12 protein-coding genes and 1 tRNA gene are annotated in these 17774 nt (G+C 48.2%); 4 read left to right on the top strand and 9 right to left on the bottom strand.

Translation table 11 applies throughout. From position 1 onward, the window contains the following. Positions 1 to 6 precede the first annotated feature (6 nt). The 9 genes from KW844_RS25405 to KW844_RS25365 form a co-directional block, all read right to left on the bottom strand. Complete coding sequence (locus tag KW844_RS25405) at positions 7 to 1566, bottom strand: PKD-like family lipoprotein (RefSeq protein ID WP_218379600.1); 1560 nt, start codon at positions 1564 to 1566, stop codon at positions 7 to 9. 6 nt (positions 1567 to 1572) lie between these two features. Then, positions 1573 to 2337, bottom strand: coding sequence for a DUF4843 domain-containing protein (locus KW844_RS25400; protein ID WP_218379599.1), 765 nt, complete (start codon positions 2335 to 2337; stop codon positions 1573 to 1575). Positions 2338 to 2347: 10 nt separating this feature from the next. Further along, positions 2348 to 3775: a RagB/SusD family nutrient uptake outer membrane protein gene (locus tag KW844_RS25395; protein WP_218379598.1), complete on the bottom strand. Its 1428-nt coding sequence runs from the start codon at positions 3773 to 3775 to the stop codon at positions 2348 to 2350. Positions 3776 to 3786: 11 nt separating this feature from the next. Then, positions 3787 to 7197 (bottom strand): SusC/RagA family TonB-linked outer membrane protein, encoded by a 3411-nt coding sequence (locus KW844_RS25390; protein ID WP_218379597.1) that lies wholly within the window; start codon positions 7195 to 7197, stop codon positions 3787 to 3789. 173 nt (positions 7198 to 7370) lie between these two features. Beyond that, entirely contained in the window at positions 7371 to 8315 is a 945-nt protein-coding gene (locus KW844_RS25385) for a FecR family protein (protein ID WP_218379596.1), read from the bottom strand. A 70-nt stretch (positions 8316 to 8385) separates the two neighbouring features. Further along, a complete protein-coding gene (locus KW844_RS25380) occupies positions 8386 to 8967 on the bottom strand; it encodes an RNA polymerase sigma-70 factor (RefSeq protein WP_218379595.1) in 582 nt (193 codons plus the stop codon). Positions 8968 to 9101: 134 nt separating this feature from the next. After that, positions 9102 to 10682, bottom strand: a complete 1581-nt coding sequence (locus KW844_RS25375; protein WP_218379594.1) for a SusD/RagB family nutrient-binding outer membrane lipoprotein — start codon at positions 10680 to 10682, stop codon at positions 9102 to 9104. A gap of 9 nt (positions 10683 to 10691) precedes the next feature. After that, positions 10692 to 13904, bottom strand: a complete 3213-nt coding sequence (locus KW844_RS25370) for a SusC/RagA family TonB-linked outer membrane protein (protein WP_218379593.1) — start codon at positions 13902 to 13904, stop codon at positions 10692 to 10694. Between the two features lie 103 nt (positions 13905 to 14007). After that, positions 14008 to 14592 carry a helix-turn-helix domain-containing protein gene (locus KW844_RS25365; protein WP_218379592.1) on the bottom strand — a complete coding sequence of 195 codons (585 nt, stop codon included), beginning with the start codon at positions 14590 to 14592 and terminating at the stop codon, positions 14008 to 14010. A gap of 48 nt (positions 14593 to 14640) precedes the next feature. Here KW844_RS25365 and KW844_RS25360 point away from each other — a divergent pair, with 48 nt between their 5' ends. The 4 genes from KW844_RS25360 (at position 14641) to KW844_RS25345 (ending at position 17657) form a co-directional block, all read left to right on the top strand. Beyond that, complete coding sequence (locus KW844_RS25360) at positions 14641 to 15207, top strand: MarC family protein (protein ID WP_073084253.1); 567 nt, start codon at positions 14641 to 14643, stop codon at positions 15205 to 15207. Between the two features lie 48 nt (positions 15208 to 15255). Next, positions 15256 to 15327: transfer RNA gene (locus KW844_RS25355), tRNA-Arg, on the top strand. Positions 15328 to 15387: 60 nt separating this feature from the next. Next, positions 15388 to 16401, top strand: coding sequence for a hypothetical protein (locus KW844_RS25350; RefSeq protein ID WP_218379591.1), 1014 nt, complete (start codon positions 15388 to 15390; stop codon positions 16399 to 16401). A 155-nt stretch (positions 16402 to 16556) separates the two neighbouring features. Continuing rightward, positions 16557 to 17657 carry an acyltransferase gene (locus tag KW844_RS25345; protein WP_218379590.1) on the top strand — a complete coding sequence of 367 codons (1101 nt, stop codon included), beginning with the start codon at positions 16557 to 16559 and terminating at the stop codon, positions 17655 to 17657. The last annotated feature ends 117 nt before the right edge of the window (positions 17658 to 17774 follow it).

The raw sequence follows: 17774 nt of genomic DNA, 5'->3' as shown, positions 1-17774 counted from the left end.
TTGTTTTTACATGATGATAAATGGTTTCCAGGCCATGGCTTTCACCTTACCGAAACCACTGTATTTTTTCTCCGTGCCTGCTACAATAGCACCGCTGGACTGGTTTACCTGCATCTGGTATACATGTCCGGTTTTGGTGCTTTCATCGTAGGTGGCGATATATAATATTTTACAGATGTTTTTAGGATCGTAGAAGGCGCCGAGTGCAGGATTGCTGTTGTAGTATTTCTGCAAAGCGATATTGGTAATCTTTTCATTGGCAGGCGCGCTCCACAGCTTATCAGTACTCCTGGCGGAATACTTAAACTGATACAGGCTGTTGGGAGATGCGTAATAAAATACTTCGCCATAGTAGCCGGCACTGATAGATACGAGGTCGTTGATTTCAGGGCAGGCACTCATGTCATATTTCCCTTTACCAATGGTAGCGATTTCCCCTGTTCTGAAATCAGCAGTAAGCAGAAAGTACTTACCGGCGTCATCTTTCATAACGGCATGCTCCCAATAGTTCCAGCCGAGGTCGGAGGTCACGAAAGTGAGGCCCACATTTTTCACGTCGAAGGCTGCCGTAGCGCTTTGCGCTGTGGTGAACTCGACTACTTCTGTGCCGCGGGCTACTACTTTTACAAAGCGTTTGTTCGTTTGATCGTACAGTACCGCATCAAATGCAGCACCGGTAGTAGTGGTTATCCATGGTGCCAGCGTACCGTATTTACCGGTAAGTGCATCTTCAAAAGCGCGGCGGCCATTCCCTAAAATCGTATAGTCGATCACGTGAAGTTTATTATTATTCAGCATGAACTCTTTTCTACGCTCTGTAATCTTTACCATCTGCGGCGCTTTGGTGGCCGGCATGGTCCAGAAGATGGAGCTGAAATCATCAATACGCTGGAAGGTGGTAGGCGTAACCGACACTACATCGCCCGTACTCTGGATATATATTTTGTGTGCGCCAGTCAGGTTTACCAGGGAGTAACCTATTGAACCAGGAGCACCGGCCATAGGCGCTCCATTGGAGGTCGAGTAGATATCCAGCATCACCTTTTCCTTTACCGTATTGGTTTTAGTAACCTCGTTATTTACAATCAGCCCCACGTCTGTATTACCATCCTTTTCGTACAGCACCATCCAGCCTTCAGCCAGGGAAGGCGTGATGGCCACGGAAAACTTGGAAAAAGTTTTCACACCGGTTTTGTTATTGATCACCGTAAACAGCACTACCCATACTGCCTCCCGCTTGTCCATTACTGCATGGAGGGCGATGGTGCTATCGAAGGTGAACTTCTCCTGCACGGTGGGGTTTACAGAGCTGGGATACATCTCCCAGGCAAAAGATAATTCACCGGATTTTTCACTACCTGTTACCACCTGTCCTTTGTATTTTACCACCGGTTGCAGATGCAGGGTATCAAATCGCAGCATAGAGTAAGATGTGGCCAGCCCCGACACATCGATGGCTACCGAATCCAGTGTCAGGTAATCGTAATTGCCCCTGTCTTTAGCGCAGCTGCCAAACAGCCCGCACATAGCGATACAGAGTAGTATGTAGCTTAATAGTTTCTTCATGATAAATCAGGGAAAGGTGATCAGATTATTGTTTTCATCGCGCAGGGGATTACCGGGATTGGCAGCATTGTAGGTACTCAACCGCTTCACACAACTGCTTTTGTAATAACTGACAGTGGTGAAATCAATATCGTTTGCACCCACGGTACCTGACAGCAATACCCGGAATACCGGCGGCTTGCCAATCACAGTGGTGATGAACTCAAACTTGGCATCGCTGTATACACCGAAATAAGTGGACAGCTTGTTATAGGGATAAATATCTGCGTCCCAGTTAGCTGGTTTAGAAAATTCTTCCTTGAAGATGACAGTGATTTTTGAGTTTTCTGTAAGCCCTTTCTTCAGGTCACCGGCAGCTGAAATACCAAATACGATACGTGCCCCGGCAGCTTTAAAATCACCGGTACGTTTTACATAGATCGGGAAGGTGCCGGTATAGGTATTGGCTTTGATCACATATTCCCCGAAAGCATAATGTACACCCTCCTTTACGCGATCCGTGTCACCTCCAACAGGTGAGAGTATAAACTTACGGTCGTGCTCCACTTTTTGTCCCAGCAGCATACCGGTAAAAACGATGGAGTCCGTTGGCACCACCGGCTTAAATGCGAAATTAAATTCTGTACTGTCGGGCTTTGATGAAGCAGAGGTGCCGAGCCAGATATTAATACCGTCGTTGGCGGCGGTATACATGAGCTCCGGTGACTTCTCGCAGGAATAAAAAAAACAACCTGCCAAAACGGTTACCAGAAAAGATATCTTAGTTTTCATTTGCGAACGTTTATTGGTTATCCACGCGGTTCACACCGTTTTCAAATTCAGCCACCGGCAATGGCAGCTTATAGCCTTTCAGCGCTATCAGGTTCAGGCCGGAAGCCTTTGGAATGGCAGCATTATTTTTTCTTTTATGATAGAAAAAGAGTTGCCCTTCGCCGATGAACTCCTTACGATATTCCTGGGTAAGCACTGCATCAAAGTCCGCTGCAATAATCGGAGAAGCCTTTAACCCCCGCCCCTGGCGCACTGCGTTGATATACGTTACCGCCTTGTCGTAATTTGTTTTTTGCAGGCACTCTGCTGCGATGAAATACATTTCACTGATCCGGAGCAACGGCATTTTGTTACGATACGCTATTGGCCAGTTGTTATCCGTTAACTGCGTGTATTTATTCAGGTAATAATCACCCAGGTCATTTACCTTAAACCAGTACAGGTAGCGGTAGTCCTCAGCGGCGCTGTTGTAATAGTCCTGCAGGCTGGCAGAAGAAATGTAGAACACATTGCTGCCGGTGGCGGTAAATGAGTTTTGTGAAATAATATTCAACCGCACATTATTCAATGCAAACAGGTGTTCTGTAGAGAAGGTCAGGTCCGCAGTGGCTCTGTTGCTAAGTGCAGCAGGTGTTACCCACGGAAATTTAGTGGCTGCGATCACCGCTTCTGCATTGGCCAGTGCATTATTCAGGTCCTGTTTGTAGAGGTATACCCTTGCCAGCATTCCTTTTACGGCGTAGTAGTTCAGATGCACCTGCCTGTTTACCAGGTAGCCATTATCGTCCGCAACTGTAACGACTTTGCCGGTTTTGATTGGGTCCGCGGCCAGCAATGCTTCAGCGGCGGTAAGGTCTCCCAAAACTTTATCCAACACCTGGGTAACAGATAGCTGTGGAAAGATTTGTTTGGAACTGGACGTGACATAAGGTATGGTGAGCTTATCCGGGTTCTCAGCCATGCTGGCTCCGAAAGTGCGCAGCAGATCGAAGTGCAGGAATGCCCTCAATGCCAATGCTTCCCCTTTTATAATCGCGTAATTTTCGCCGCCAAATACGGACTTACGATCGTCGATGTTCTCCAGGATCTTGTTATCATTTGCAATGGCATTGTACACACCGTTCCAGATCGCATCAATGCGATCCAGGGAAGTGGAACTTGTTTTATATACATATTCCTTATCCGCCTGATACGATGAATTCTGATAATCCCATTCATACCCCAGCACTCCCATCAACCCAAAAGTTAATTCCCGCCCGTACAGCGGTTCATAGGTGAGTGCGCTGTAAACGCCCGACAGGGCTTCCTTAAAGCCGGTTTCCGTAGAAAAAAGCTCCGTATCTTTTACCTGGGAATCCGGCTTTACATCCAGCCACTTGCTGCACGACATCAAACCGCAACTAAGCAACAGGCTGGCTATTAATATTTTCTTTTTCATGTGATGCTGGTTTAGAAAGTGGCCTGAACAGAAAATGACAGCGTACGTGCGTAAGGGTAGCTCAATCCGCGCTCCGCCTTTACAGACGACAGCACAAACAGATCACCTGTAAACAGGGTAGCACGGAGGCGCTGCATCTTACTCTTCTTCAGGAAAGGTGCATTCTTAAAATCGTACGTGATATTGAGTGATGACAACACCAGCTCATTCAAATCCTGCACAAAGCGGGACGTAGGCAGCGTGCGGTTAGGCAAGGTTGTAATTGCTTTAAAAAACGACTGATCTCCTGCCTGCTTCCAGGTATCGGAAAATACCCGTTGGTCTACGTTGTACTGAATATCTACGTTCTCCACCCTATCCACTAATGTTTGGTTGTAATACTGGCCACCTATGCGGTATGTAAAGGCGCAGTTGAGTCCCCAGCCCCTGTATTGTGTATTAAAACCAAAGCTTCCGTTCAGCAAGGGGTTGGAATCTCCTATCCTCACCTGGTCATCCGCATTCCATATGAATGTTTTGTCGCCGTTGGCTTTCAGGAAAATTTCGCGGCCGGTGCTGGGGTCCACTCCTAACGATTGCACCGCATAAATAGCCGTGGTAGACTCTCCCTCTTTATACCGGATAAAAGGTGCAGTGGCGCCGGATGCAGCCCTGGCAGCCTCTTTCTGATCGTTGAGTGACTTAAGTGCATTGGAAATACGTACCAGCTTATTTTTATAACCGGCAGCACTTACAAAGAGGTTAAGGAAAGAACCAGTTTTACGATCGGCCATTACTTTCAGGCTCAGTGTGGCGTCTATACCTTTGTTTTGCACACCGCCCAGGTTTTCCTTGATGGTGCTGAAACCGGTGGAACCCGGCAGTGGTAAGTCTGTCAGCAGGTTGTTGGTATTGGAAATAAAATAGTCGAAGCGGAGGCTCAGGCGTTCAAACGCTTTCAGGTCCACCCCGATGTTATAGTCCTGTGTTTCCTGCCATTTCAGTTCTTTGTTGGCGAGGGCCATGAGCTTAGCGCCTACTACGTTATCATAATAAGTATCCGTGTAATAGGTGTAGGTAGACATAGCCTGGTACGGATTGAAGTTCTGACTACCTGTATAACCAGTAGAAGAACGGAGCTTAAACTGATTCAGCCAGCTTACATCCTTTAAAAACCTTTCGTGGTGAAGGTTCCAGCCGATACCTGCCGACCAGAAGCTACCCCATTTATTATCCGCACCAAATATGCTGGAGCCTTGTCGGCGATAGCTTAAGTCGGCCAGGAAGCGATCATCGTAAGAGTAGTTGAGTGCGGAGAGCAGTCCTGTTTCCCGCGACTTAGCGTCCGTACCCAGCGGGCGGCCGTTTTGCAGGTATTGCTTGGCGAAGCTGATGTTATCCACGCGGTCGTTGAGGAATCCTTGCGCCTGTAAGCCATGCGTTTCACCGGCATCATCCGCCACGTTCCAGCCTGCGTTGAGGAAGAAGAGGTGGTCGCCCAGCTGCCTGGAATAGTTCAGTGTAAGATCGGACCGTAACGATACATCCCTGCCATCGGTAATGGTATAATCTCCCCGTAAAAAGAACATAGAATCGGGATACTCCGTATAGCGGGTACTGTTAGCCGGGTAAAAATCCTCCCTGGACGACTGGTGCAGGTTATAGGAGAAACGGCCAACCAGCTTCAGTGAAGATGCCAGGTTCCACTCTGCCTGGAAGTTATTATTGATATCTGTGTAGCGGGAGAAATTTTTGGTACCGATGGTTGCGTCGTACATCGGATTGTAGTAGGTATTAGATGTGCCGGACCCTGTGCTGAATGTACCCAGCACACGCTTCAGGTTACCATTATCATCGAAGGGCGACCAGTACGGATTTAGCCGGGAGTATTGTGCAAAGGAGCCGTAGGGCGAATCATCGCTGCGGTTAAAGCCTACGGTCAGGTTGTTGCGAAACACAAACTTCTTTACGCGATACGACAGCAGCACAGCTACTGACGTGGTTTTACGATCCGAGCCTATCATGGCGCCTTTGGTATCGTTATAGCTTAAATCGGCGCCGTAGCGGAAAAACTCATCCCCACCTTCCAGAGAAATAGTATGTTTTTGACCGATGCCGGTGCGTACCGGTTGTGCGAGCCAGTCCGTATTCACACCGCGGACTACGGCGGCGTAGTTGGTGTTGTATTGCTCTGCCAGTGCCTGGGTGGTATGGTAATAGCTGCTTTTATATCTCCCGGCATTTACTTCTGCCTGTAATTTTTCGGAAGCATTGGCCAGCTTGTAACTACTGAGGTCCGGGGCAGTCACTTTCAGATCAGCGGTATAGCTTACCCGCAGCTTACCTGCCTGCGGGCGTTTGGTTTCTACCACCACCACACCGTTAGCTGCTTTGGAACCGTAGATGGCCTTGGCGGTTGCATCTTTGAGCAGGGTAACCGAGGCTACGCGGTTCATATCCAGGTCATAGATTTTTTCGAGGGTAGTTTCAAAACCATCGAGGATAAACAGGGGTGCGTTGGCCATACTGGAATACTCTCCCTGTAGCCCTGGCAGGCTGCTCCCACCCCGGATCTGGAGGTTTGGAAGTGTATTAGGATCAGAACCCGCTATGTTATCCACCACTTGTACAAATGAAGGGTCGAGGATTTTGAGGCTCTGGATCAGCGTTTGGTTGCCGGCAGCACGCAGTTGTTCCTGCGTGAAGGTAACGGAGGAGCCGGTAAAGCTTTCCGCCTTACGGTTGAACGGGCCCATGACCACCACCTCATTCAGCTTTTCCTGCGATACATCCAGTGTGATCACATAGCTTTCTGAAGCACCGATGACTACTTCCTTTGGCGTATAGCCGATATGCGTTATGACCAATACGCGGGCTGATGGCGGCAGACTAATAACAAATTCGCCCTGCGCATCGGTTACGCTGTGCTGCCCTTCTGCACCTCGCGCGGAGATGGTTGCGGTAGGCAGCGGGCCATTGTTATCGGCTGCCAGCACCTTTCCCCGGACACGGCGCATGGATAATGTGGTAGCGGGTACGGAGGTAGGTTGTGCCTGCATCATGGTCATCTTTACTGCCCCTGTTTTCTTTCGTTCCATGATAATCACCTTGTTATCACGTAACTGAAAATCCAGGCTGGTATTTTTCAGCAGGTTACCAATAACGGCTTTCAGCGGCTGGTTATCGGCCTTCAGGGTAACGCGGTAGGGCGCGATAGATTCATCGTTGAATACAAATTTCACCTTCCCCTGCGTCTCCATTTCTTTGAAGGCCTGTTTCAGGGAAATGTTGTTAAAGTTCACGCTCACCCTGGTTTCACCAGGTTCCTGAGCAAATGCAGGGAAGTAACAAAGTAGCAGCAGGCAACCAGCGAGCATACGCAGTATCCTGCCCGTTCGCGTATGGGCAAACGAATGCCTGCGGGCATCAATTTTAATTTTCATGCACGTAATTGATAATGAATAATTGGTTGATAAATGATGAAGTGGTCAACAGACCAGGTTCACAGCGGGAAGCATTTCTTCCCGGTCAATCAGCATAGATAAGGGTACCTAATCATGATATCGTCGTTTTAGATTTTAGGTTGGTGGTTGATTTTTGACCTTTCGTTCTGCTGCTATTTCGCGTGTAAAATATGTATGACTGAGTCTTTGACGGTATATTGCAAACCCTTTGTAAGCGTGAGTGCATCCAGCACATCGGTCAGTGATTCGTTACCATCAAAGGAGGCGGTAAAGTGGTAGTCCGATAGCTTATCATCGTCCAATATCACTTTTACATTAAACTTGTTTTCTATAAGGCCTGCCACCTGGCGTAAGTTCTGGTTAGAGAACAGCAGCTTACCTTCCATCCATCCCAGCGTCTCTGCTGCGGTGGTGGCTTTCAATTCCATTTTGCCGTTACCTCTGGCGTAAGTCACCTGCTGATCCGGTGTTACGATAAATGGCTGCGCGGCAGCTGGTCCGTTTACTGACACTTTACCACTGGCTACGGTAACGGTTACACTATTAATAAAACGGTAAGCACGTATATTAAAACTGGTTCCCAGCACCGTTGTTTCCAGGCTGTCGGCCTTCACGATAAAGGGCCTTTTGCTATCCTGTTTAATATCAAAAAACGCCTCCCCTTCGACCAGTGTCACTTCGCGGGCCTGGCCGTCAAACTGCTCCGGATAGCGCAAACGGCTACCCGCATTCAGCTGTACGGTGGACCCGTCGGGCAATACCACTTTTTGTTGCTGACCGGCCATAGCCTGTGCTATGGCGTATTTTGGTGGTGCTGAACGGTTAAGCGTTACCACTACAACCGCCAGTGCTACTGCAGCAGCTGCCGCTATGGTGGCTATTCTACGCACTTTTTTGCGTCGTTGCTGTTGCATAGTAGCGATGCTACCCATTAGCCTGCCCAGGACCCGTTCCCCGGTGGCATGTTCATTCCCCATACTATCCTCATTCCAGGCTGATGGCGCCTCCCTTAAATGGTCAATTGCCTCCGCGATGCCACGGGTGGCGTCTTGCTCCGTTTGTTGGTGGACCTTATTCCTGAAAAAAGGGAATTTCATATTGGGTGGTTTAATATAAAGACACAGCGAAAAGTACCATCCCCCAAAAAAAGTAAAAATATTTTCCGGGTTACAGGTGGGTATAAATAGAAAGCAGGATAATCAGGTATTCGCCAAGGCGCAGGCGTATATGGCGTAAGCCAATGGTGATTTGGTTTTCCACCGTTTTAGGGGCAATGTTCAACTGGGCGGCAATTTCTTTATTAGAGAGATGTTGATGGCGGCTCATCAACAGTATCGTCCGGCATTTATCGGGGAGTTCCGCCACTGCTTCATCGTAAATCCGGTTGATTTCCTGACAATTGAGCTTTTCTTCAGCTGCCAGGGAAGATATGGCCTCCGTGGGCACGGAGCCGAGCATACGGTGCAGGTTATTTTCTGCACGCACCTGGTTGAGCGCGCGGTTTTTTACGGCGATGTACAGGTAATCTTTCAGCGACTGAATATGCGTATGGCGGCCTTTATCCCAGAGGTACAGAAACACGTCATGTATCAGCTCTTCACAGGTTTGCTGGTTGGGAAAAATCCGGAAGGCACAGCGATACAACTCAGACCAGTAGCGCCTGTATATACAGACGAAGGCTGGCTGATCAGCTTTTCTTACTAATTCCAAAAGTTCCTGATCCGTGAGATCGGCTAGGTTACTGTTCATTGGTTTGGACTCCGGGAGATGCGGTTTCTGTTTGCTGGTGACGAATATATAGCACCCTTCCGAAAATTCCTAGCAGAATAGCAAAGGGCTGACCTGTATGGCCAGCCCTGTAAATTTTATTTAGGGAGATAAAATTATTTCACCAGCCACATGGCTGCGTTAATATCATCCGTTCCGCTACCAAACTGGCTTTGCAGCGAGGCTGTCCAGTTTACGGTGTTGGAGGTACGTTCTGAATCAGGATATTTCCAGCGCTTAGGTAATACGCCACTGTTACCGGTACCAGCACCTGTGCTAAACGTAGGTACGCCGGTGCGGCGCCAGTTGAAATACGCTTCCCAACCTGAGTTTTCAAAGAAGGCCAGGTATTTCTGTTGCAGGATTTGCGTGAGCCCCTGGGCATTGTTACCCTGGTATTTTACGCTGGGCTGTTGGTAATACACGCCTTCAAAATCGAATGAAACTGTATAGTTCACACCGCCGTAAGTCTTTACTACATTACCTTTCAGCGGGATACCGTAGAATCCCAGCGAGGCCTTCATCCCATTCTTATACCACTCTTCGGCGTTGCCTTCGGCCCAGCCGCGGTTGATAGCCTCTGCGATATTGAAGCATACTTCCGGATAACCTACGAGCACACCCGGCTCAGCGGCATAGCTGCTATAGTAGCGGGCGCGGCTCCGCACGGAGTAGGCAGCAGTATCAACATTAGACATCAGGGAGGACATATCTTCCAGGCTTTGCCCAGCGGGTGCACCTACGTAAGCAGTAATATCTGCCGGCGATTTTTTGTTTTTGTTGAGCTGTAAAGTGGCTGGTTCCGCGGTGATGTACGCGCGTGGATCATTGAGAGTCACCAGGATGTTCAGGTAGGTGGCCGACATATTATAACGGGTAGCATCATTGCCCAGGTTATCCGGGTTGGAGGGATACTTGTTGATGTTGTTATAAATGAACTGCAGGTTTTGATCCATTCCCTCTATCAGCGGAAATTTAGCCGGGTCTGACAGCAGGTTTTTTATAGCAGCGGCTACATTCAGGTCCGTATCTGCTGATTTTTTGCTGAGAGCGATCAGTACTCTCAGCTTAAAACTGTTCACCGCTCTACGCCATTTAGTAAGGTCGTTACCGTAGTAGATATCACCTTTCAATACCTGGCCTTCGGCCGTATTGCTTTTATCGGGATTGTTGATCAGGTCTGTCAGCTGTGTATTGGCATCATCCAGCCATTGCAGGATATGCACAAATACTTCTTTTTGTGTAGCATACTTAGGCGCTACTACAGCAGTGCCTTTGAGCGCATCATCGATAGGGAGGTCGCCCACGAGGCTGGTCATCCGGTAATAGAAATAAGCACGGATGAATTTACCCAACGCGTTGTATGGATTGTTTGTTTTACCACCGAGGCGGGTGGCTTCCGCTTCCATTTGTTGTACGTTGGTGAGGGAGAAGAAAGAGTTCAGATCCGCACCGCCCCAGTCGTACCGCTGATCGCCGTAGTAGTTATAGTTACAGCAGTCGAACTGGTTCCAGCGCATTACGTTGCTCCATGGTTTATCCACGTTCATGTTGGCCAGCACACCGCCGATCACCATGCTGGGAGGCACCTGGGCGGGTCTGTTCTGGTTCACATTGTACTCCTCGAATTTTTTATTACAGCTGCTAAACACAATACCGGTAAGCGCTGCCAATGATAATATTTTAAGCGATTTCATGACCAATGATTAAAAAGTGACGTTTACGTTAAAGCCATAACTGCGGGTGGTAGGCGTTTGCAGTGAAGATGAACCCTGGTCAGCACCTGGGTACTGATCCATATCCACGTCTTTGTTTTTCGCGAAATACAGGAGGTTTCTGCCTACAAAGGACACACTTGCATTTTTAATGAAAGTACCGTGCAGCAAGGTTACCGGCAGGGTATAGCCCAGGGTTACTTCACGCAGTTTGGTGAAGGTTTTGCTGATCAGGTTAGCTTCATTGGTTCTGTAATAAACGCTGATATAGTCCTGCAGGAAAGTTTTGGTAGTATTAGGTGCAAATGCCAGTTTATCTGCGTTGGTGATGTTACCGTTGTTATCATACTGAATAGGTACACCATTGCTTACCACTACCCCCTCACCCTGCCAGGATTTCACGCCTTTATAATCCTGGTAGCGGGCTTCACCCATGGCACCTTGTACGGTTTGGATGTTGCGGCCACCGCGGAAAGTTTGTTGCTGGATATAGTCGATCAGGCTACCACCTACGCGGCCATCAAACTGGAAGCTGAAGGAAACGCCTTTGTAGCGGAAGCTATTGTTGATACCCCATACCCAGTCAGGGTTGGCGTATCCGAGCTTTTGCTGCACGGGGTTGTTGATAGGGCGGCCATCTTCCCCATTGATAATTTTGCCATCAGCTGTTCTCACGAATTTGGTACCATAGAACACGTCTACCCTGTCGCCCACGCCAATGAAAGGTGTCAGTTTTGTCTGGTCGCCGTAGATACTTTCATAGCGTTCCTCGAAGGTGGACCAGTTGGCGGTTACATCCCAGCTAAGGCCTGTGGCGGAGCGCAGCGGAGAGCCGTTGATGGTGGCTTCCCAGCCTTTTTTGCGGGTGGTTACACCATTTACCAGTGCGCCGGCGTAGCCGGTGGATACTGGCATAGGAACGGTGTAGATTCTTGGTCCGTTGAGGTTCGTGTAATAAGTAACGTCGAGGCCTATACGATTATTTAAAAAGCGTACATCCATTCCTGTTTCAAACACCTTGCTGGTGAATGGGCGCAGGCTTGGATTTGGCACCAGCTGGGTGTAGTAGGCACCGGCTTGAGTTTGATAAATTGGTTGTACGGAGTAGGTGCCTGAGTTCTGGAACGTAGGCCCGTCGTAGGACGACTGGTATTCAGCCCCATAGCCCAGCGGATAGGTGGCCATTGGCGTAGCGCCGATGGTGGCCTGTGTGAGGCCCCCTTTTACGTTCGCGTAGGAGCCTCTGAACTTGAGGAAGGACACGGCATCCGGGAGTTTCACGTAGTCGGATACCACGGTGGTTAATGAAACGGATGGGTACCAGTAGTCGTTCATACCCGGGCTGAGGCTGGAGTTTTTATCCAGTCTGTCGGTCAGGGAGATGGTAGCATATTTCCCCAGGTCGATGTCCACGTAACCGTAGGTACTCAGCACCAGCATAGGTGCCGTATAGTTGGTAGCGAAGAGCGGGTCGCGGCTGTTGGCGAAGCTGTACCATCCCGGTGCGTTGAGGTAGCCGGTGGAAACGAAGCTGGAATTGTATTTATAGGAGCGAACGTTACCACCGAGGGAGGCGTGTACACCAATTTTATGTGGGAAGATGTTGGTGTAGGAGAGCAATACGTCCGTGTTACTTTCGAAGAGGGAGCGTCTGTCTTCGCGGTAGTCTCCTTTACCTTCTTCGCGACCGTAGGGGTGTGCGGAGTAAGGCATTTTTTCGTTGCGGAGCAGGTCGTAGGAGGTCACCTGGGTACGTACTAATGCTTCTACTTTATCGGAGATTTTGTAGTTGAGTTTTACGTAGCCGTTGATATCAGTTTTATAGTGACCGCGCAGCCATTCGTAGGTCATGAACCATGGGTTGTGGTAGCGCTGGTATTCTGCATATATTGATTGTATTCCTTCTTTACCTGGCTGCCAGTAATTGCGCATATCGTCCATGCTCCAGTCGGCGCCGGCCCAGATGAGGGTATTATAAATGATGCTGTTGGGGCCGTAGGTAACATCCGGGAAGTTGTCCGTATACTGACGGTTGTAGTTGATATAGGCATCGAGGCGGAGGCGTGGATTAAAGTTATAGCCACCGGAGAAATTGAAGTTGGTGATGCTTAGTTCCGTGTTGGGTACCAGGCCTTTCTGGTAGGAATGGGACAGGGAGAATCGCAGGTCAGATTTATCAGTATGGCTGGACACTGCGAGGTTGTTGGTGCTGAGCATACCCGTTTGCAGGAATCTTTTCAGGTTGTCTTTCCCGCGTGCGATCCATGGTGTACCGGTTCTTTTGCCGGTGGTGGGGTCTACGGGGCTGTCGTACTGCGGGATGAGCTGTCCTTCGAATTTAGGTCCCCATACGTCGTAGTCCGCATCGTTGGTACCGCCACCTTTACCGTCACCGAAGGCATATTTACCATGGTCGCCGGGGCCATATTCGTCCTGTACTTCCGGGATGGCGATAAAGCCTTTGTTGAACATGGTGGATGAGTTGAAATCGATGGAGAAGCCGCGTTTGTCTTTCGTACCTTTTTTGGTGGTGATCATGATGGCGCCGTTGAGGCCGCGGGAGCCGTAGAGGGCGGAGGCGGTAACTCCTTTGAGGACGGTATAGCTTTCTATATCATCCGGGGAGATGTTCCAGGTATCGGAGTTGATGGGCACGCCGTCCACTACGTACAGGCCGATGTTATTACCGCGGAGGAGGGCCATGGGTGCGCCGAGCAGTTCGGCGGAGGCGCCGATGGTGAGTCCGGCCACTTTACCAACGAGGCCGTTTACGGCGTTGGGTTCACGTGCTTTGGTGAGGTCGGCCCCTTTCACTTCCTGAACGGCGTAGCCTACGCGTTTTACCTCTTTACGTATACCCAGTGCCGTTACCACTACTTCATTGAGGGCTTTTTTATCTCCCTGTAATTCAATGGTTACTGAGTTTTTACCATTTAATGGTAAGGTAACCGGGTTAAATCCGATGAAGCTCACCAGCAGGGTGGCGTCGTTGGTGGCGGATAGTACGAAGGCGCCGTTGACGTCTGTTACGGTGCCTTTGTTGGTGCCGGCAACTTTCACGGATGCGCCGATGATGGGTTGTTTATCATCTGCGTTAAATACTTTTCCGGAAATAGTTTGCTGGGCATGGGCTATGGCTACGTACCCTAATAGCAATAGCATAGCGCTGAGCCGTTTGACGGCCAGTTGTAGATTTAGATGCATGGCAATTTAGATTAAGGGGATATTTTTTACCATGCAAAGATTCGGGTCCAATGTGACCGGAATGTTAATCTATACTAAATTAAATGTTAAGTATTTTTAAACACTACTTTTCAGCGTCGATGAAGAAATAAACGACGAGGCATAGTGCATCTTCCTCGCCTATATTAGCGGGTTTATGGCCCAGGCGGCCATCGAAGAAGAGGGAGTCGCCTGCTTCCAGCAGGTACTTTTCGTTGTCGATCAGGTATTCGACTTTACCTTTGATGATGTATTTGTATTCGTAGGCGTCAGTTTTAACGAGCTGGCTGCGGCGGGCGCCTTTTCTAAGTTCGAGGAGAACAATATCTACCGGGAAGTTCTTTATATTTTTGGTGAGCACGCGTTTGTAGTTGAATCCTTTGGCGGGTTCTTTTTCAAACGGCGTGTATTCGTCGTTTTTTTTGACGATGACTTTAGCGCCCTGGTTTTGCTGATCGATTTCGTTGAAGAACTCGTTCATATCGAGGTTGAGGGCGCGGATAATATTGATCAGAACCAGCAGGGAGGGCACGGTGCGGTTATTTTCTATCTGGGAGATGAGGCCTTTGCTGACCTCGGCTTTATCGGCCAGTTCCTGGATAGTGATGCCTTTGGCTTTACGCTTTTCCTTGATTTTATTGCTGATCTGGATGATAATATCTTCTGTCATGATTGCAAATATAACTCTCTATCTTTACGGGAACATAAATTAACCTCGATGTTTAATTTCGGCCAAATTCTGACCATTACCTTTACATTATTTGCGGTGATTGATATCCTGGGGTCTATACCCATATTGGTGTCCCTGAAGGAGAAGCTGGGCCATATAGATGCCGGGAAGGCTACGCTGGCATCCGGGGTGCTGATGATCCTGTTCCTTTTGGCCGGGGAGCCATTTTTAAGGCTCATGAGCGTGGACGTACATTCCTTTGCGGTGGCGGGTTCCATCGTAATTTTTGTAATCGGCCTGGAGATGATCCTGGGTATTGAACTTTTCAAGAGTGAAAAAGATGCGAAGGCGGGCAGTATTGTGCCGATTGCGTTCCCGCTGGTAGCGGGTTCGGGGACATTGACAACCATTATGTCGCTCAAAGCCAACTTTGACGAGGCCAATATCCTGGCGGGTATAGTACTTAACCTGACGCTGGTATATATTGTTTTACGCTCCCTGAGCTACATAGAACGCTTGCTGGGCAAGGCCGGGCTGATGGTGATCCGTAAGTTTTTCGGGGTAATCCTGCTGGCGATAGCGGTAAAAATATTTAAGGCGAATATCAATCTATAATGTAATTTGGGATTATAAGGTATAAAATGTAGTTTTGCCGTCCTTTACGGCCTCGTAGTACAATGGATAGTATAAGAGTTTCCGAAGCTCCAGATCCAAGTTCGATTCTTGGCGAGGCTACAAAATGAACCCGGCTTTATGCCGGGTTTTGTTATATAACCCATATACAAACCTATACCAATGAATTTTAAATCTGTTTTGCTGGCCATTGGCGCCACCATCAGTATTACTGCACATTTGAAGGCACAGGGCTTAGAAGGTGCCATGACTACCGGCAACAGTACACCTTTTACCTTACGTATTACCAGTAACCTGGCTGTTCCTACTTCCGGCACCGGCCTTGAGCTGGCGCACACCACCAATGGCGATGGCGTGAAAAACAGCTATATACAGTCGTTTGATCGAAGCAATTCAGAATGGCTGCCGCTCAACCTGGAGGCGAAACTTATCCGCACCAACTGCCGCATGCTCGTTAATAATGCCACTGATGATGGCGGTACACCATTACAGGTAAATGGTCAGATCCTATCATCGGGACCATCCGCAGGTATTAATTTTCTTTCCAGGAATGGTGATGGAAGGGCATTCCAATGGTATGCGAAAGAAAACAATGTATATCTATACGATAGTTACCGTGGCGACAGATTAACCATCTCAAGGGATGGAAATATGGGGATTAATGGTGATCCGGGTGATATAAAACTCCTGGTAAACACCGGTGGTGGCCTCCTGCCATCCATTAAAGCGGAACATGTCGGCAGTAACTTTGTGGTAGGACCTGTAACTGCAGGTGGTACTACCACTAAACTTGAGAACAGCGCCGGTGATCTCCTGTTGCAACCAGGTACTGGAAACATAGGTATCGGCGCTATCAGAAGCGATGCAAAACTGGCGGTAGCAGGCACTATCAGGGCACAAAAGATTAAAGTAAGCGTCAACGACTGGGCCGACTTCGTTTTCTCCCCCGACTATCAACTTCCCTCGTTAACAGAACTGGAAAACTATATCCGGCAGCACCAACATCTCCCTAACATACCAACGGCAGCAGATGTAGCAAAGAATGACGTAGACCTTGGTGAAATGAATAAAAAATTATTGCAGAAAGTAGAGGAGCTAACCTTATATATTATTCAGCAGCAGAAAGAAATTGAAACGCTGAAAACCTGGAAGCAGCAAGTTCAAGCACAAAAATAATTAACACTCGTACGTTCTAAAGCCGCCATAAGTAATACTTTGGCGGCTTTGTTGTTTAACTTCCACCAGTGATTATACGCTTGCCGAATTCTGTATAGGCACAATTTTTGTTTAATCCGTTGTCTCGTTTATAAACCATATCAACCTACTTAACCATGTCCACCTTGCGTATCGGGGGATTAGATGGATTCAGATTTCTGGCTATATCGCTGGTTGTCTTGTTTCACTATTATGTCCGCTGGGCTCCTCCACACATCGACCAGTCCTACTACCCTTACGGAAATACCTACAGTAATATTTTCTTTGAGCACGGACATATGGGTGTCCAGTTCTTTTTCATGATTTCAGGATTTGTGACTTTCCTGAGTATTGAAAAGTGTGTAACACTGAAAGAATTTTTGTTGAAGCGCCTCATCCGGTTATGGCCGCCACTATTACTATGCAGTGTAATTACTTTTGTATTTGTGGCCATAGCAGACCCTGCTGGCAAATTTCCCTTTCATAAAAGTGTTTTATCGTTCCTGCCATCGTTGACTTTTACGGACCCATTGTTGTGGCAGCATCTGCTGCGGAATCCGAATATAGCCCTCATTGACGGCGTTTACTGGTCGTTACTGGTAGAGGTAAAATTTTACCTGTTAATTGGATTTATGTACTTCCTGATTTCCCGGAAGCATATACTCAGGTCCTGGAACTTACTACTAATCGGGCTTTTATCTCTCCACTACCTGGCTAAATTTAGTGGATTAACTCCTCTTCGGTTGGTAGATAAAGCTGCGGGTCTGTTATTCTTTTATGAGCACATGCCATTCTTCACACTTGGTATTTGCTTTTATGATTTTTATATCGGGAAGACGTTAAAACCGGCTTATATAATTCCTGTGTTACTGCTGGTTAGTTCAATGCAGGATTTCGATTGGATTAGTCTTACCATGCTCGCAGTTATGTTACTGCTGTTCCTGGCCCTGGTTTTAGACTGGCAAATGATCAGGGTGATGGAATGGAGCGTTTTAAGGAAAGTCGGGGTGGTTAGTTATACGCTGTACTTGCTACACCAGAACGTAGGATTGATATTGATCGACAAAATTTGTAGCTGGATTGCAGCACCGATGTGGTATGCCTGGGTACCGGTGTTGGTGTATGGGATGATAGTAGGAGTTGCGCTGTTATTATTTGAGTATTTCGAGCTACCAATGAAGCGTGTGCTGACAGGATTGTTATTCCGTACGAAAATGATATCTCCACCAATCGAGTAGGAAGTGAGGGATTATTTCCCTCACTGTCCCCTCACACCACCGTACGTACCGGTCTGGTATACGGCGGTTTGTTAGAATAATTTAATCTGGCATTCTGTTTTCAGATAATAGCGTTCG

Origin of the sequence: Chitinophaga sp. sic0106 (genome assembly GCF_019219075.1) — a bacterium.
Taxonomy (GTDB): domain Bacteria; phylum Bacteroidota; class Bacteroidia; order Chitinophagales; family Chitinophagaceae; genus Chitinophaga.
The sequence above is the reverse complement of the archived record's forward strand: the minus strand, read 5'-3'. Positions and strand labels throughout refer to the sequence as shown.

Excerpts from the sequence above, each read along its gene's own strand:
- KW844_RS25400 (WP_218379599.1), bottom strand. The coding sequence starts at position 2,337 with ATGAAAACTAAGATATCTTTTCTGGTAACCGTTTTGGCAGGTTGTTTT.
- KW844_RS25360 (WP_073084253.1), top strand. The coding sequence starts at position 14,641 with ATGTTTAATTTCGGCCAAATTCTGACCATTACCTTTACATTATTTGCG.
- KW844_RS25370 (WP_218379593.1), bottom strand. The coding sequence starts at position 13,904 with ATGCATCTAAATCTACAACTGGCCGTCAAACGGCTCAGCGCTATGCTA.
- KW844_RS25405 (WP_218379600.1), bottom strand. The coding sequence starts at position 1,566 with ATGAAGAAACTATTAAGCTACATACTACTCTGTATCGCTATGTGCGGG.
- KW844_RS25390 (WP_218379597.1), bottom strand. The coding sequence starts at position 7,197 with ATGAAAATTAAAATTGATGCCCGCAGGCATTCGTTTGCCCATACGCGA.
- KW844_RS25345 (WP_218379590.1), top strand. The coding sequence starts at position 16,557 with ATGTCCACCTTGCGTATCGGGGGATTAGATGGATTCAGATTTCTGGCT.
- KW844_RS25350 (WP_218379591.1), top strand. The coding sequence starts at position 15,388 with ATGAATTTTAAATCTGTTTTGCTGGCCATTGGCGCCACCATCAGTATT.
- KW844_RS25365 (WP_218379592.1), bottom strand. The coding sequence starts at position 14,592 with ATGACAGAAGATATTATCATCCAGATCAGCAATAAAATCAAGGAAAAG.
- KW844_RS25375 (WP_218379594.1), bottom strand. The coding sequence starts at position 10,682 with ATGAAATCGCTTAAAATATTATCATTGGCAGCGCTTACCGGTATTGTG.
- KW844_RS25380 (WP_218379595.1), bottom strand. The coding sequence starts at position 8,967 with ATGAACAGTAACCTAGCCGATCTCACGGATCAGGAACTTTTGGAATTA.
- KW844_RS25395 (WP_218379598.1), bottom strand. The coding sequence starts at position 3,775 with ATGAAAAAGAAAATATTAATAGCCAGCCTGTTGCTTAGTTGCGGTTTG.
- KW844_RS25385 (WP_218379596.1), bottom strand. The coding sequence starts at position 8,315 with ATGAAATTCCCTTTTTTCAGGAATAAGGTCCACCAACAAACGGAGCAA.